Consider the following 15,586-nt stretch of genomic DNA (forward strand, 5'->3'; position numbering starts at 1 on the left):
AACGCTCACGTTGAAAGGAGCATCATGTCTGTCGCTGCCCATCCCCTCCCCGAGGCCGACCGCTTTCAGCCCTTCGAGACCGCGCTGGACCGGGACGCTGCCCTCGCCACCCTGCGCGAGGCAACGCAGGGCGCGGATGACGGCGAGCTGTTCCTTGAACGCCGCCGCTCCGAATCACTCGTGCTCGATGACGGGCGCATCCGCAACGCCGCCTATGACGCCGCCGAGGGCTTTGGCCTGCGCGCGGTGCGCGGCGATGTCGCAGGCTATGCGCATTCCTCGGAAATGACCGAATCCGCCCTGAAACGCGCCGCCGCCACCGCGCGGCTGGCGGTCGGCGCGGGCGGCGGCACGATGGCCCCGCCGCCCAAGGGCACCAATACCCGCCTGTATGGCGATTTCGACCCGATCACGGATGCCAGCTTCGCCGCCAAGATCGAGACCCTGCGCGCGATCGACGACTTCCTGCGCGGGCTCGATCCGCGGGTGGTGCAGGTGACCGCTTCGCTCGCCGCCTCGATCCAGGAAGTGGCGATCCTGCGGCCCGAGGGCGGGCTGGTGAGCGATATCCGCCCGATGGCGCGGATCTCGATCGCGGTGATCGTCGAACGCGACGGCCGCCGCGAATCGGGCCATTACGGCGGTGGCGGGCGCATCAACCTGTCGGGACTGATGGAGCCTGCGCATTGGCAGCCCGTCGCGCGCGAGGCGCTGCGCGTGGCGCTGGTCAATCTCGACGCCGTCCCGGCGCCGGCAGGCGCGCTCGACGTGGTGCTGGGACCGGGCTGGCCCGGGATCCTGCTGCACGAGGCGGTGGGCCACGGGCTGGAAGGCGATTTCAACCGCAAGAAAACCTCGGCCTTTGCCGGGCTGATGGGCAAACAGGTTGCGGCCAAAGGGGTGACGGTGCTCGATGACGGCACGATCCCGGACCGGCGCGGCTCGCTTACCGTGGATGACGAGGGCACGCCCTCGGGCAAGAACGTGCTGATCGAGGACGGGGTGCTGGTGGGCTATATGCAGGACCGCCAGAACGCGCGCCTGATGGGGGTCGATGTGACCGGCAACGGACGGCGCGAAAGCTATGCCCATACGCCGATGCCGCGCATGACCAATACCTACATGCTGGGCGGCGATGCCGATCCGGCGTCGCTGGTGGCCGATATGAAGGACGGGATCTGGGCCGTGGGCTTTGGCGGCGGGCAGGTCGACATCACCTCGGGCAAGTTCGTGTTCTCGTGCACCGAGGCCTACCGGGTGCGCGACGGCAAGATCGGCGAGCCGGTGAAAGGCGCGACGCTGATCGGCGACGGCCCCACAGCGCTGAACAACGTGCACGGGATCGGCAACGACATGGCGCTGGACCCGGGCATCGGCAATTGCGGCAAGGCCGGACAATGGGTGCCGGTGGGCGTGGGCCAGCCTTCGCTGAAGATCGGCGGGCTGACGGTCGGCGGGGTGGCGTGACAGCGGGGGGCCAGCCCCCCGCACCCCCCCGCCAGAGGGGGCTGTCTGCCCCCTCTGGACACCCCCGAGGATATTTTCGGATTAAAGATGAGGGGCGCCGCGATAATCGGCGCCCTTCTTCACCCCCTGTTAACCGTTATCGCGCAGTCTTCGAATCGAATGAGGCGAGGTTGCGATGGACGGGAACACACTTTCTTCTCCCACACCCTTCACCCCACCCACCACGGAAGAAGACCGTCTGGCGTGGCTTCGCCTCATTCGCTCTCGCAGGGTCGGACCCAGCACGTTCATCCGTCTGATGACCGAACACAAGAGCATCCATGCGGCACTCGATGCCCTGCCCGCGATCGCCCGCGCGGCAGGGGTTGAGGATTACGCGCCCTGCCCCGCCGATCTGGCCCGGCGCGAAATCGACGCAGGCATGCGGGCCGGCGCGCGGATGGTGACGCTGGGCATGGAGGATTACCCCGTTTCGTTGGCCGCGATCCCCGATCCGCCGCCGGTTCTGTGGCTGCGCGGGCGCCCGCAGACGCTGGGAAAGCCCTGCGTCGCGCTGGTCGGGGCGCGCAACGCGTCGTCGCTGGGCGCGCGGATGACGCGCAGGCTGGCCGAAGGGCTGGGCTATCATGGCTATTGCGTGGTCTCGGGACTGGCGCGCGGGATCGACACGGTCGCGCATGGCGGAGCGCTGAAAACAGGGACGATCGCGGTCATGGCCGGGGGCGTCGACGTTATCTATCCCGCTGAGAACACAATGCTGGCCGCGGCGATCGCCGATCAGGGCCTGCTGGTATCCGAGCAGCCGATCGGGCTGCAGCCGCAGGCGCGCCATTTCCCGCGCCGCAATCGTCTGATCTCGGGCCTGTCACTTGGCGTCGTCGTGGTCGAGGCGGCGGAGGGGTCAGGCAGCCTGATCACCGCGCGCGATGCGCTCGATCAGGGGCGCGAGGTGATGGCGGTGCCGGGCCATCCGATGGATGCCCGCGCGGCCGGGTGCAACGCGCTCTTGCGGGAAGGCGCACGGCTGGTGCGCGGGGTCGAAGATATTGTCGAGGCGCTGAGCGAGGGCGCACCCGCAGCGGATGCGAAGAGCGGCGCGCAGACGGGCACACAGACAGACCCGCGCAATTCGCGCCCCGCCAAAGGCGCGAAAGGGCGCGCCGGAGCCGCCGGAGCAGAGGGCAAGGCACCGCCTGCCGCGCCAGACATGTTGACCCTGCACAAAATGATCCTGGACCGGCTGGGCGCCGCTCCGGTGGCCGAAGATCAATTGCTGCGCGATCTGGATCTGCCACATCCGGTGATCGCTCCCGCGCTGCTGTTTCTGGAACTGGATGGACGGGTCCAGCGTCAGCCGGGGGGATTGCTGGCACGGATGTGAGATTGGCGAAACGCAATGGGGGTTGGGACGCCGACCCTATCCCCGATGCTGCCCGCAGCCCGACGGGGCGCGGGGAGCGGGGCGGCCAGACAGACGAATGGTGCGGGGAATGAGGCGTCGGAGGCGACTGGACATTATCCCGCCTTCTGGCTGGGTCGATGGGACGTCTCCACGGTCCGTGTCGTCGTTACGCGGCAAGCGGGGGCTGCGCTGGAAAGCCCCGCGATCACGCCAACGGAGAGGGGCAGACGCCCCGCGACAAAGACAGCCAAGGATCGGCACAGAAGGACACAGGCCCCCGGGACCAAAGCCCGGCATTGGCAAGCCTGCCCGGGATTATCGGACGCCCCCGGTTACGCCGGAACCGGCATCGAAGAATCCCGGCCCACTCAACCCTGCGGTGCGCCGCCCAACCCTGATCGCGCGGCATCAGCGCCGCCCCCCGACACCGTCCGGAGAGCGCGCGGCAAGCGGCGTCAGATTGACATCCCCCCCCATTCGCCCCCATCTAGGCATCGCGGCCCGAACGGCGCACAGCCGCAGCATCCAGCCGATCTGGTGCGAAAAGCGTTTTCTATCTGAGGTTTGCATGGCAGTTGTCGTCGTCGAGTCCCCGGCCAAGGCCAAAACGATCAACAAGTATCTGGGCTCGGATTACACCGTCCTGGCTTCGTTCGGCCATGTCCGCGACCTGCCGCCCAAGGATGGCTCGGTCGATCCCGAACACGATTTCGACATGAAATGGGAGGTGGCCTCGGACAGCAAGAAACATGTCCGCGCCATCGCCGAGGCGCTGAAGACCGACAACGACCTGATCCTCGCCACCGACCCTGACCGCGAGGGCGAGGCGATCAGCTGGCACCTGACCGAGGCGCTGTCGAAGTCGAAAGCGATCAAGAAGGACACGCCGGTCAAGCGCGTGGTGTTCAACGCGATCACCAAATCCGCCGTGACCGAGGCGATGAAGAACCCGCGCGATGTCGACATGCCGCTGGTGCGCGCCTATCTGGCTCGGCGGGCGCTCGACTATCTGGTGGGGTTCAACCTGTCGCCGGTGCTGTGGCGCAAGCTGCCCGGCGCGAAATCGGCGGGGCGCGTGCAATCGGTCTGCCTGCGGCTCATCGTCGAGCGCGAGATGGAGATCGAGGCGTTCCGCGCCCGCGAATACTGGTCGGTGACCGCGAACCTCGCCAATACACGGGGCGCCGAATTCACCGCCCGGCTGGTGACGTTGGGCGGCAAGAAGCTTGAGCGCTACGACCTTGCGACGCAGGCCTCGGCCGAGCTGGCGGTAGAAGCGGTCAACAAGCGCGACCTGTCGGTTCAATCGGTCGAGGCGAAGCCCGCCAACCGGAACCCGACCGCGCCCTTCATGACCTCGACCCTGCAGCAGGAAGCGAGCCGCAAATTCGGCATGGGCGCGCGCCAGACAATGAACGCGGCGCAGCGGCTCTACGAGGCCGGGCTCATCACCTATATGCGGACCGACGGCATCGACATGGCCCCCGAAGCCGTGACCGCCTGCCGCGCCGAGATCGAACGGCGTTTCGGCAAGGACTACGTGCCCGCCGCGCCGCGTATCTACAAGAACAAGGCCAAGAACGCGCAGGAAGCGCACGAATGTATCCGTCCGACCGATATGTCGGCCGACCCCGACAGCCTGAAGCTGACCGACAGCGACCAGCGCAAGCTCTATGGCCTGATCTGGAAGCGCACCATCGCCTGCCAGATGGAAGCCGCACGGCTGGAACGCACGACGGTCGAGATCGGCTCGAAGGATGGACAGGTGGGCCTGCGCGCAACGGGTCAGGTGATGTTGTTCGACGGCTTCCTCAAGGTCTATGAAGAAGGCCGCGACGATGACGAAGGCGAAGACGGTCGTCTGCCGCAACTCGGTCAGGGCGAGGGTGTGAGCAAGAAGGCCGTCACGCCCGAGCAGCATTTCACCCAGCCCCCGCCCCGCTATACCGAGGCCACGCTGGTCAAGCGGATGGAAGAGCTGGGCATCGGCCGCCCGTCGACCTATGCGTCGATCGTCACGACGATTCAGGAGCGCGGCTATGTCCTGAAGGACAAGAATCGCCTGAAGCCCGAGGATAAGGGCCGTCTGGTCACGATCTTCCTGACCTCCTATTTCCCGCGCTATCTGGGCTACGACTTCACCGCCGGGATGGAAGAGCAGCTCGACGATATTTCGGCGGGCTCGCGCGACTATAAAGACGTGTTGCAGAATTTCTGGGCGGATTTCTCGGCGGCTCTGGCCGAGACCTCGGATCTGCGCATCACCGAAGTGCTGGAGAAGATCGACGAGGTTCTGGCGCCGCATCTTTATCCGCCGCGTGAGGATGGCAGCGACCCGCGGGTCTGCCCGACCTGTGGCGAGGGGCGGCTGAACCTGAAGACCGCGCGGTCTGGCGGGGCCTTCATCGGCTGCTCGAACTATCCCAATTGCCGCTATACCCGTCCCTTGTCGGGCGATGAGGGCGACGCGGAACTGGCGGGCGACGGCAAGCTGCTGGGCTATGACGGCGAGGATGCGATCCGCCTGAAAACCGGGCGTTTCGGCCCCTATGTCCAGCGCGGCGAGGCGACCGAAGAGGTGCCGAAACCGCCGCGCGCCAGCCTGCCCAAGGGTTGGTCGGTCGAGGACATGGATCTGGAAAAGGCGCTGACTTTGCTGAGCCTTCCGCGCCTCGTGGGTCATCATCCCGAGGACGGTGAGCCGGTCGAAGCCGCGATCGGGCGCTTCGGCCCCTATGTGAAGCACAACAAGACCTATGCCAACCTGCCCGAGGTGGACGAGGTCTTCACCATCGGCATGAACCGCGCGGTCGAGTTGATCGCCGCCAAGGCTGCGCGCGGCCCGGGCCGGGGGGCGGCTGCGCAGCCGCTCAAGGTGCTGGGCGATCACCCCGATGGCGGGGCTATCCAGGTCATGCCGGGGCGCTACGGTCCCTATGTGAAATGGGAAAAGATCAACGCCACGCTGCCCAAGGAAATCGAGCCCGAAGCGGTGACGATGGAACAGGCGCTGGAGCTGATCGAGGCCAAGGCCGCGACCAAGGGCAAGAAGAAGGCGGCGCCGAAGAAAGCGCCCGCCAAGAAAGCGGCGCCCAAGAAGACCGCCGCCAAGACGACTGCGAAGAAAACCACCGCTAAAAAGGCCCCGGCCAAGAAAAAGGCCGAGCCTGAGGGCGACGACTGATCCCGCCGCGCGCCCGCAGACACTTTCGGGCGCGCGTCAGCCTTTCGGCGTGAAACGATTGAGCGGCACGCGCAGCACCGCGCGGCCCTGCGCGTCGGGTTCGGGCAGGCGCCCGCCCCTCAGATTCACCTGAAGCGCATGCAGCATCCGGTCCGGCAGGCCCAGCGTCGCATCGCGCGCCTCGCGGGTTTCGATGAACTCGGCCTTGGTGATCCCGTCCTTCATATGCTTGTTCGTTGCGCGGTGCTCGGCCACCGTCGCCATGCAGGCGGGATCGTCGCCGTAATCGTGGCCGATAAAGACCCGCGTGTCCCCCGGCAGGTCCAGAATCGTGCGGATCGAGTGCCACAGCTCTTCGGTCGAGCCGCCGGGAAAATCCGCGCGGGCCGAACCGCTCTCAGGCATCATCAGCGTATCATGCGCGAAGATCGCATCGCCGATCCTGTAGCTGACCGACGCGAGCGTGTGCCCGGTCGACAGGATCACCTGAGCCTGCAGCCCGCCAATCGCAAATGTGTCGCCATCGTCAAACAGCCGGTCCCAGTGATCGGGCTGATCCTGCATGTCGTCCTGCGCATAGAGATCGGCCCAGAGCCGCTGCACGTCGAGCACCCGGCGCCCGATCCCCTGCCGAGCGCCCAGCTTTTGCGCCAGATAATGCGCGGCCGAGAAATGGTCGGCATGGGGATGGGTGTCGAGCACGAAGACCACCGTAAGCCCGCGCTCGCGCAGATAGGACAGGATCTCATCGGCGCAGGCGGTCCATGTGGCCCCGGCGGCGGGGTCGAAGTTCAACACCGGGTCGATGATCACCGCCTGCCCCGTCTCCGGGTCCGAGGCCACGTATTGCCACGAGCCGGTCGCCTTGTCGTAGAAAGCGGCGACATCCGGGCTGTTCTGGCTTTGGGTTGCGGGAAAGCGCTGCATGACGACTCCTGAGATTTGTGGCACGTCTTGCATTCTGAAACGCGAATGTTTGGCAATGGTTCCGCCGATGCCGGGTCAAAAGCCGCGTTCGATGAAGCCGAACAGCGCAAAGAACCGCATCCACCGCGACAATTCCTGCCCGGTCCCGACAGGCTCACCACCGTCGAGATAGCTCTGGACCAGGCGATCCGCCTGCGCGGCGATCCGGCGGTCGAGGATCACCACCCCGTTTTCCAGATCGTGCAGGAAGCTGCGCTGGTTCAGGTTGACCGAGCCCGCAACCACCAGCCGATCGTCGATCACGATCAGTTTCGCGTGCAGCAGGCTGGGCATCGGGTCGTAATCGACGAACCGGACCCAGTCGGCATAGCGGTTGGCAAACCGGCGGTTGAGGCCCGACACCATGAAATCCGTAACCTCGCGCACCCGCACCGTGGCCACCACATCGACCTCGACCCCGCGTTCGCGCGCCCGCGCCAAAGCCGCGCCGATCATCGGCGGCAGGTTAAGATAGGGCGACGCGATACGGATCCGGCTTTGCGCCGCGTCCAGAAGGCCCGCGTAATACCGCTCAAGCGCCGCGCCATCGGTATAGGGGACCGAGATGAAGTGGCGCATCGCCCCCTCGCGCAGCGGGCCGGCGGTTCCCGAGGCGATACCGGGCCGCATGGTCTGGCGCTCGGTATCGCGCAGCCACAGCGCGCCCATATGCTGCACGATAGCCCGCACTTGCGTATCGTCGTGGAAAGCCAGCTCGACATCCTGATACGCGGTGAAACCGCCGGTCAGGCGCATCTGCGACGGGTCGTACTGGTGCAGGAACGAAAAGCGCGACAGATCCCGCGGCGCTTCGAAGAAATAGCCTTCATGCATGTTGCGCCCACCGACGATGGCGACCGAGCGCCCTGGCTGGCGCGCGATGGTCGCGAACAGCTTCACATGCGTCACCCGGTGCAGGCGCGCGAATTGCCCCTCGAAGCCCCGCGCATCGGCGGCAGGCGTGCGGTAAAGCTGCAACTGCACATTCGGATAGCGCGCGGCGAGGCCTTCGAACAGCGCGCGATCAGCCTCGGCCAGCATCACATCCGACACAAGGATACGCACGATCGTGCCCCGCGCCGCGTGCCATGCCAGCATCCGCGCGGTCAGGTAGCCCACGAAATCGGCGTTGATGTTCAGGTAATTGACGTAGATGAGATCCAGATCCGGGGCGTTGGAGTAATCCAGCGGCAGATCCGGGTCGCCGGTTTCCAGCGCCGCGCGCGACAACCGGGCGCCTGTCAGGGCCTCGACCCGCGCGTTGAGCGCATCTGCGCCGTCGGCCAGAAACTCGGTCCGTCCCGCTGGCATCGGGCAGGTCGAACTCAGCGCCCCCGAGGCCATCATCGCCCGCGCCAGCGGGTCCGCGCCCCCGCCCCCCTCGCAGGCAGGCAGGGCCGCGTCCAAGGCCGCAACGGCGGGGGCTGCGCGGTCGGTGGCATCCAGCCGCAGCGACCAAGGCGCCCGCCCGCCCGGCGTGACGCTCAGCGTGCAACTCTCGGTCTGGGGCGCGATGTCCAGAAAACTGCGATGCCGCTCGCCCGGTTCGATCCGTAGCGCCAGCGTCACACCCGCCGGCGCCCATGCCGGGTTCGCGCGCCCGTGGTCAGGCTGGCGCACCCGCGCCGGGCCGTTGCAGGTGGCGCGCAGGCTATAGGCGCCGTGCCCGCGCGCCAGAAAGGTCAGTGAAACCCGCGCCGCGCCATGCGTGTCGAACACGCTGTGCCCTTGCCCCGGCGCGGGGCCTTCTTCGGTCAGGACAAGGTAGCTGAGGACATGCGCGCCCTCGGCTGGCGGGGCGATCTGCGGCACCTGCCGGGGCGCAGGCCCGCGTTCCACCGCTGCGCATCCGGCCAGTGTCGCCAGACAACACAACAATAAGCCGCGCAACCCTTTTACCATGGCGCCACAATACCGCGCGCAAGCGCTGTCGCAAGCCCGCCGCGCGGCGCCCCACACCGCCCCGCACCACGCCGGTCCGGGCCGGTGACCCGCATGGTGCCCGGGAATTGACTTCGCCGCACTGCCGCGTCACAAACAGGGCGCGCCTAGCGAGGGGGAAAGTATGCAGAAGATTTACGGTTCGGCAGCCGAGGCTCTGGACGGGCTGGTATTCGACGGCATGACCATTGCCGCCGGTGGTTTTGGCCTGTGCGGCATCCCGGAACTGCTGATCGACGCGCTGGTCGAAACCGGGGTCAAGGACCTCACCATCGCCTCGAACAATTGCGGCGTTGACGGCTTCGGTCTGGGCAAGCTGCTGGATACCAAGCAGATAAAAAAGATGATCTCGTCCTATGTCGGCGAGAACGCGGAATTCATGCGTCAGTACCTGTCGGGCGAGCTTGAGCTCGAATTCAACCCGCAGGGCACACTGGCCGAGCGGATGCGCGCCGCTGGCGCGGGCATTCCGGGCTTCTACACCAAGACCGGGGTCGGCACGCAGATCGCAGACGGCAAGGAACACAAGGATTTCAACGGCGAAACCTATATCCTTGAAACCGGCCTGTTCATGGACCTGTCGATCGTCAAGGCGTGGAAGGCCGATGAAACCGGCAACCTCGTGTTCCGCAAGACCGCGCGGAACTTCAACCCGCCGGCGGCGACCTGTGGCAAGGTCTGCATCGTCGAGGTCGAGGAAATCGTGCCCAACGGCTCGCTCGATCCCGATCACATCCACCTGCCCGGCATCTACGTGAACCGCATCATCCAAGGCGAGCACGAGAAGCGCATCGAGAAGGTGACCACCCGCAGCCGCAAGACCGCCGCGTAATGTCCTCGCCCTATTCCGACCTCCCCAAGCGCGCCTATTGGCGTAGCGGCGTCGCCGAACGCGCGCCGCTAGATCCCGGTGATCTGTACCAACCGCGCTTCGAGGTCGGAATGTCTACGCGCGTGGCCACGGCCGGCAGTTGCTTCGCGCAGCATGTCGGTCGCGCGCTGCGCGGCGCGGGGCTCGACGTGATCGATGCCGAGCCACTGCCCGTCGGTATTCCCGACAGCGTGGCCACAGGCTTTGGCTACCGGCTTTATTCGGCGCGCTACGGCAATATCTATACCGCACGGCAGCTCTTGCAGCTCGTCCGCGAGGCCGAGGGCAGCTTTACGCCCGCCGATCCCGTCTGGACCAAGGACGGTCGCCATTTCGATGCACAACGTCCCTCGGTCGAACCCGACGGGCTGGATAGCCCCGAGGCCGTGCAGGCCCACCGCGCGGGCCATCTCGCGGCGATACGCAGCCTGCTGCGGCAGGCGGACCTGTTCGTCTTCACTTTCGGCCTGACCGAATGCTGGATGCACCGCGACAGCGGCACCGTCTTTCCGACCGCGCCGGGCACGATCGCCGGCACCTACGACCCCGAGCATTACGTCTTCAAGAACTTCGACGCGATCGAAGTGCTCGAGGATTTCGAGGCCTTCCGCACCATTGCCAAGTCGATCAATCCCGACATGCGGTTTCTGGTCACCGTCTCGCCGGTTCCACTGACAGCCACCGCGACCGGCCAGCATGTCGAGGTCGCGACGACCTATTCCAAATCCGTCCTGCGCGCCGTCGCCGGCATGCTCTATGCCCGACACGAGGACATCGACTATTTCGCCTCCTACGAAGTGATCACCTCGCTGAACACGCGCGGCGCCTATTACGACGCCAACCAGCGCAACGTGAACGCCCGGGGCGTCGCCACGGCGATGCAGATGTTCCTCGGCGCCCACAACCTTGACGGCACGGGACGCACCGGAGCGCCGCGCAGCCAGAGCGCGAACGCCGCCGATGTCGTGTGCGAGGACGCGTTGCTCGAGGCTTTCGCGCAATGACCCGGCTGATCATTCTGGGCAATTCTCACCTCGGCGCCCTGCGCGCTGCACTGCGCGAACAGCCGCAGCTGGCGCAAGGCACCGAGATCGCCTTTTTCGGCGGCATTGCCCCTGTCTTCAAGGCTATGTCGCTCAGCCCCGATCTGCACTTCGGGCTGATCGGCCCGCACGATGTGCCCGCAGCCAATGTCGAGCAGACGAAAAAGCTGTTCGGCGGCACAACCATCGACCTGAAAAACGCCGACGCGGTGGCGATTTCGGGGGTTGCATGGCATGTTTGGACGATGGTGGAACTGCTTGGTCGCTACATCGTTGACGGGCTTACCGATAACACCACCGAAGCCGGGTCCGGCGAAGCGGCGCTGCGCCTGTCGCGCCCCGCTTTCGAGGCGGTGCTCAAGGCGCTTGCCGAGGCAAGCCTTGCCCCGCTCGCATGGACCCGTGCGCTGGATGTGCCCGTCCATATCGCACTGCGCGCGGTCCCGCCCGAGACCTTGATCACCCAGAGCAAACCCGCTTCGCGGACCAACCGGGCGACACGGCACGGCTTAGCGCAAGCGCTGCAGCGGCTCGAGACGCTGATCGTCGAAACCGGCGCCCGGCAGGGTCTTTACGTGCGACCGCAACCCGCGCAGACCCGTGCGGTCACCGGCTGGACGCTGGCCGAGTTTCAGCGCGGCGCGGTCCGTCTTGCGCCCGGCGCCCAATCGGCTGCCGGACAGAAGCCCGACAACGAGCATATGAACACCGCCTATGGCGCGGCGTGCCTTACTGACCTACTGAACCGGATCGAAACCGAGCAGCGCCCGACCGGCCCGGATCTCGCAAACACTCAAGGAGGATGACAACATGGCCTGGGATCGCAACCAGATGGCCGCCCGCGCGGCGCTCGAACTCGAAGACGGCATGTATGTGAACCTCGGGATCGGCATCCCGACGCTCGTCGCCAATTATGTCGGCGACAAAGACATCACGCTGCAATCGGAAAACGGCATGCTGGGCATGGGCCCCTTCCCCTATGAGGGCGAGGAAGACCCTGACCTGATCAATGCCGGCAAGCAGACGATCACCGAACTGCCCCGCACCGCCTATTTCGACAGCGCAACCTCGTTCGCGATGATCCGCGGCGGCAAGATCGCCGCGGCGATCCTCGGCGCGATGGAAGTGGCCGAGAACGGCGATCTGGCGAACTGGATGATCCCCGGCAAGCTGGTCAAGGGCATGGGCGGCGCGATGGACCTCGTCGCGGGCGTGAAGCGCGTGATCGTGGTCATGGACCACACCAACAAGCACGGTGAATCGAAGGTCCTCAAGGCCTGCACGCTGCCGCTGACCGGCACCGGCGTCGTCGACCGCATCATCACCAATCTGGGCGTGCTCGACGTGGTCGAAGGCGGACTGAAGATCGTCGAATGCGCCGAGGGCGTGACCGAGGACGAGCTCCGCGCCGCGACCGAGGCGACGATTGTCAACTGACCTGCCGATTGAGCGCGCGGTCACCGGCTCGAAGGGCCGATACGTGATGCGGCGGGACGGCGAAGAGGCGGAACTCACCTTTTCGATCGTCTCGCCCACGCTCATCATCGCCGATCATACCGGCGTGCCCGACAGTTTCCGCGGCACCGGCGCCGGAAAGGCGCTGGTCGAAAGGCTGGTCGCCGATGCCCGCGCTGAAGGCGTGAAAATCGTGCCGCTCTGCCCTTTCGTAAACGCCCAGCGCGCGCGTCACCCCGAATGGGCGGACGTGTTCCAAGTCTGAGCCTTCGCACCGCAGGCCCGGCACGCGCCAGCCCTGCGGCCGCGCGCAGCGGAAGCGTTGATTGAGTATTTTGGGCAGAATGAAAGGGCGCGCGCATCACGGCGCGGCATCTTCATTCGGGCATCTTTGATCCGGAAATATCCTCGGGGGTGAATTGGCCGTCAGGCAAAGAGGGGGCAGACAGCCCCCTCCCTCATCCGGCAGGCGCGGCGCCCTTGGCTTATTCCTCGCCCGGCAGGATCCGCACGCCGCCCTTGTCCGCCGACGAGGCGAACATCGCATAAGCCTTCAGCGCGGTCGACACGGCCCGCTTGCGGGGTGCAGCCGGTTTCCACGGCAGCGGGCCCTTCTCCTCGCGCCGCGCGGCCAGAGTGGCGTCGTCCACGGCCAGGTTAATCGAGCGGTTGGGGATGTCGATCTCGATCGTGTCGCCGGTCTCGACCAGCCCGATCAGCCCGCCTTCCGCCGCTTCTGGCGAGGCATGGCCAATCGACAGCCCCGAGGTCCCGCCCGAGAAGCGGCCATCGGTCAGCAGCGCGCAGGCTTTGCCAAGGCCCTTCGACTTCAGATAGCTGGTCGGGTACAGCATTTCCTGCATCCCCGGCCCGCCCTGCGGCCCCTCAAAGCGGATGACCACGACCTCGCCTTCCTTGACCTTGCCGGTCAGGATGCCGCTGACCGCGTCGTCCTGGCTTTCATAGACCCGCGCGGTGCCGGTGAATTTCAGGATCGAATCGTCCACGCCCGCGGTCTTCACGATGCAGCCGTTGAGCGCGATGTTCCCGAACAGCACCGCCAGCCCGCCATCCTTGGAAAAGGCGTGTTCGACATTGCGGATCACGCCGTCATCGCGGTCGTCATCCAGCGCCTTGTAGCGGTTCTCGGTCGAGAAAGCCTGCGTGGTGCGCACGCCACCCGGCGCGGCGCGGTAGAATTCGTCCACTTTCGGGTCGTTGGCCGTCTTGATGTCCCAGGTCGACAGCGCCTCGGCCATCGAGCCCGAATGCACCGTGCGCACGGTGTCATGCAGCAGCCCGCCGCGATTCATCTCGCCAAGGATGCCCATGATCCCGCCCGCGCGGTGGACGTCTTCCATATGCACGTTCTGGGTGTTGGGCGCGACCTTGCACAGGCAGGGAACCTTGCGGCTCAGCCGGTCGATATCCTGCATGGTGAAATCCACGCCGCCCTCATAGGCGATGGCCAGAAGGTGCAGCACCGTGTTGGTCGAGCCGCCCATCGCGATGTCGAGCGACATGGCGTTCTCGAAGGCCTCGAAGGTCGCGACCTCGCGCGGCAGGTAGCCGGGCTCGCCGCGCTCGTAATGGGCCTTGGTGATCTCGACGATCCGACGACCGGCGCGCAGGAAGATTTCCTTGCGGTCGGCATGGGTGGCCAGCATCGAGCCGTTGCCCGGCAGCGCAAGGCCCAGCGCCTCGGCCAGACAATTCATCGAGTTCGCTGTGAACATACCCGAGCACGAGCCGCAGGTCGGGCAGGCATTCTGTTCGAATTCCTCGACCTGCTCGTCGGTGTAATGGTCGTCGGCGGCGACGATCATCGCGTCGATCAGGTCGACCTTGCGCACCAGATCGCCGATTTCGACCTTGCCCGCTTCCATCGGCCCGCCCGAGACGAAGATCGTCGGGATGTTGAGCCGCATCGAGGCCATCATCATGCCCGGCGTGATCTTGTCGCAGTTCGAGATGCAGACCATCGCGTCGGCGCAATGGGCGTTGACCATGTATTCGACCGAATCCGCGATCAGCTCGCGCGACGGCAGCGAATAGAGCATCCCGTCATGGCCCATCGCGATCCCGTCATCGACGGCGATGGTGTTGAATTCCTTGGCCACACCGCCCGCCGCTTCGATTTCCCGCGCGACCATCTGGCCCAGATCCTTGAGGTGGACATGGCCCGGTACGAACTGGGTGAAGCTGTTGACCACGGCGATGATGGGCTTGCCGAAATCGCTGTCGGTCATCCCCGTGGCGCGCCAGAGGCCCCGGGCCCCGGCCATGTTGCGGCCATGGGTGGAACGGCGGGAGCGGTAATGCGGCATGGTAGCGTCCTCGTGACTGTCTTGGCGCTCAATAGCGCAGATCGGGCGGGCGGGACAAGAAACTTACCCCCTGTGCCCCACAAATCGTGCGCCCGGCGCCAAGGATCAAGGGTGCGGCGGGATGCGGGCTTGGCCCCGGCAGCGGCATCGGGTTAACTCGGACCAAACAGGGAGACTGTCATGAGCATCCGCAAACTCGCCGCCGGGAACTGGAAGATGAACGGGCTGACCGCCCAGCTGACCGAGGCCATGGCACTGGCCGCAGCCCATCCGCAGCCCGATCTCGACATCCTGATCTGCCCGCCCGCGACGCTGCTGGCGCCTATGGCGACGGCGATGACCGGCACCTCGGTCGCGGTCGGCGGGCAGGATTGCCATGCCGCCGAGAAAGGCGCGCATACTGGCGACATTTCCGCCACGATGCTCAGCGATGCGGGCGCGTCTTACGTGATCCTTGGCCATTCCGAGCGCCGCGCCGATCATGGCGAAAGCTCTGCCGATGTCGCCGCGAAGACGCAGGCCGCCTGGGCCGCGGGGCTGATTGCCGTGGTCTGCCTGGGTGAAACCGAGACACAGCGCGATGCCGGCGAGACGCTGACGGTGATCGGCGCGCAACTGGCCGAGTCGCTGCCCGAGGGCGCGACGGCCGAGAATACCGTCATCGCCTATGAGCCCGTCTGGGCCATCGGCACCGGCCGCACCCCGACCGAGGAACAGATCGCCGAGGTCCACGCCTTTCTGCGCAAGAACGCGCCCGATGCGGGGATCCGGCTGCTTTATGGCGGGTCGGTCAATCCCAAGAACGCCGCGACGATCTTCGCCATCGCCGATGTGGACGGCGCGCTGGTCGGCGGCGCTTCGCTGAAGGCCGAGGATTTCGGCGCCATCGTCACCGCTTTGCAAGAGGCCTGAGCGCCGCGCCGGGACCAC

Annotated in this window: 12 protein-coding genes; 9 read left to right on the forward strand and 3 right to left on the reverse strand. The window is 66.2% G+C overall.

Annotated elements, in window-relative coordinates:
• The first annotated feature begins 24 nt into the window (after positions 1 to 24).
• From tldD to topA, 3 genes are all read left to right on the forward strand, one after another.
• A complete protein-coding gene (tldD, locus tag JI664_RS14520) occupies positions 25 to 1,467 on the forward strand; it encodes a metalloprotease TldD (protein WP_207014471.1) in 1,443 nt (480 codons plus the stop codon).
• Between the two features lie 175 nt (positions 1,468 to 1,642).
• The gene (dprA, locus tag JI664_RS14525) at positions 1,643 to 2,848 is read left to right on the forward strand and encodes a DNA-processing protein DprA (RefSeq protein WP_207014472.1); all 1,206 of its coding nucleotides are present in this window, start codon (positions 1,643 to 1,645) and stop codon (positions 2,846 to 2,848) included.
• 589 nt (positions 2,849 to 3,437) lie between these two features.
• Entirely contained in the window at positions 3,438 to 6,053 is a 2,616-nt protein-coding gene (topA, locus tag JI664_RS14530; protein ID WP_207014473.1) for a type I DNA topoisomerase, read from the forward strand.
• A 36-nt stretch (positions 6,054 to 6,089) separates the two neighbouring features.
• On the opposite strand, the gene JI664_RS14535 is transcribed toward topA, so the two are convergent.
• Entirely contained in the window at positions 6,090 to 6,980 is an 891-nt protein-coding gene (locus JI664_RS14535) for an MBL fold metallo-hydrolase (RefSeq protein ID WP_207014474.1), read from the reverse strand.
• A 75-nt stretch (positions 6,981 to 7,055) separates the two neighbouring features.
• Complete coding sequence (locus JI664_RS24175; RefSeq protein ID WP_207014475.1) at positions 7,056 to 8,858, reverse strand: phospholipase D-like domain-containing protein; 1,803 nt, start codon at positions 8,856 to 8,858, stop codon at positions 7,056 to 7,058.
• Between the two features lie 226 nt (positions 8,859 to 9,084).
• Here JI664_RS24175 and JI664_RS14545 point away from each other — a divergent pair, with 226 nt between their 5' ends.
• The 5 genes from JI664_RS14545 to JI664_RS14565 are packed head-to-tail and all read left to right on the forward strand — an operon-like array spanning position 9,085 to position 12,594.
• On the forward strand, positions 9,085 to 9,792 hold the full coding sequence (locus tag JI664_RS14545; protein WP_207014476.1) for a CoA transferase subunit A: 708 nt from the start codon (positions 9,085 to 9,087) through the stop codon (positions 9,790 to 9,792).
• The gene (locus JI664_RS14550) at positions 9,792 to 10,835 is read left to right on the forward strand and encodes a GSCFA domain-containing protein (protein WP_207014477.1); all 1,044 of its coding nucleotides are present in this window, start codon (positions 9,792 to 9,794) and stop codon (positions 10,833 to 10,835) included. The genes JI664_RS14545 and JI664_RS14550 overlap by 1 nt, the downstream gene beginning before the upstream one ends.
• Complete coding sequence (locus JI664_RS14555; RefSeq protein WP_207014478.1) at positions 10,832 to 11,680, forward strand: hypothetical protein; 849 nt, start codon at positions 10,832 to 10,834, stop codon at positions 11,678 to 11,680. Before JI664_RS14550 ends, JI664_RS14555 begins: the two co-directional genes overlap by 4 nt.
• A 4-nt stretch (positions 11,681 to 11,684) precedes the next feature.
• On the forward strand, positions 11,685 to 12,311 hold the full coding sequence (locus tag JI664_RS14560; protein WP_109533922.1) for a CoA transferase subunit B: 627 nt from the start codon (positions 11,685 to 11,687) through the stop codon (positions 12,309 to 12,311).
• 46 nt (positions 12,312 to 12,357) lie between these two features.
• Positions 12,358 to 12,594, forward strand: coding sequence for a GNAT family N-acetyltransferase (locus JI664_RS14565; protein WP_207014548.1), 237 nt, complete (start codon positions 12,358 to 12,360; stop codon positions 12,592 to 12,594).
• Positions 12,595 to 12,814: 220 nt separating this feature from the next.
• On the opposite strand, the gene ilvD is transcribed toward JI664_RS14565, so the two are convergent.
• The gene (ilvD, locus tag JI664_RS14570; RefSeq protein WP_207014479.1) at positions 12,815 to 14,656 is read right to left on the reverse strand and encodes a dihydroxy-acid dehydratase; all 1,842 of its coding nucleotides are present in this window, start codon (positions 14,654 to 14,656) and stop codon (positions 12,815 to 12,817) included.
• A 186-nt stretch (positions 14,657 to 14,842) separates the two neighbouring features.
• On the opposite strand from ilvD, the gene tpiA reads away from it, so the two are divergent.
• Complete coding sequence (gene tpiA, locus JI664_RS14575) at positions 14,843 to 15,568, forward strand: triose-phosphate isomerase (protein WP_207014549.1); 726 nt, start codon at positions 14,843 to 14,845, stop codon at positions 15,566 to 15,568.
• The last annotated feature ends 18 nt before the right edge of the window (positions 15,569 to 15,586 follow it).

Origin of the sequence: Rhodobacter sp. NTK016B (genome assembly GCF_017303295.1) — a bacterium.
Lineage (GTDB): Bacteria > Pseudomonadota > Alphaproteobacteria > Rhodobacterales > Rhodobacteraceae > Pararhodobacter.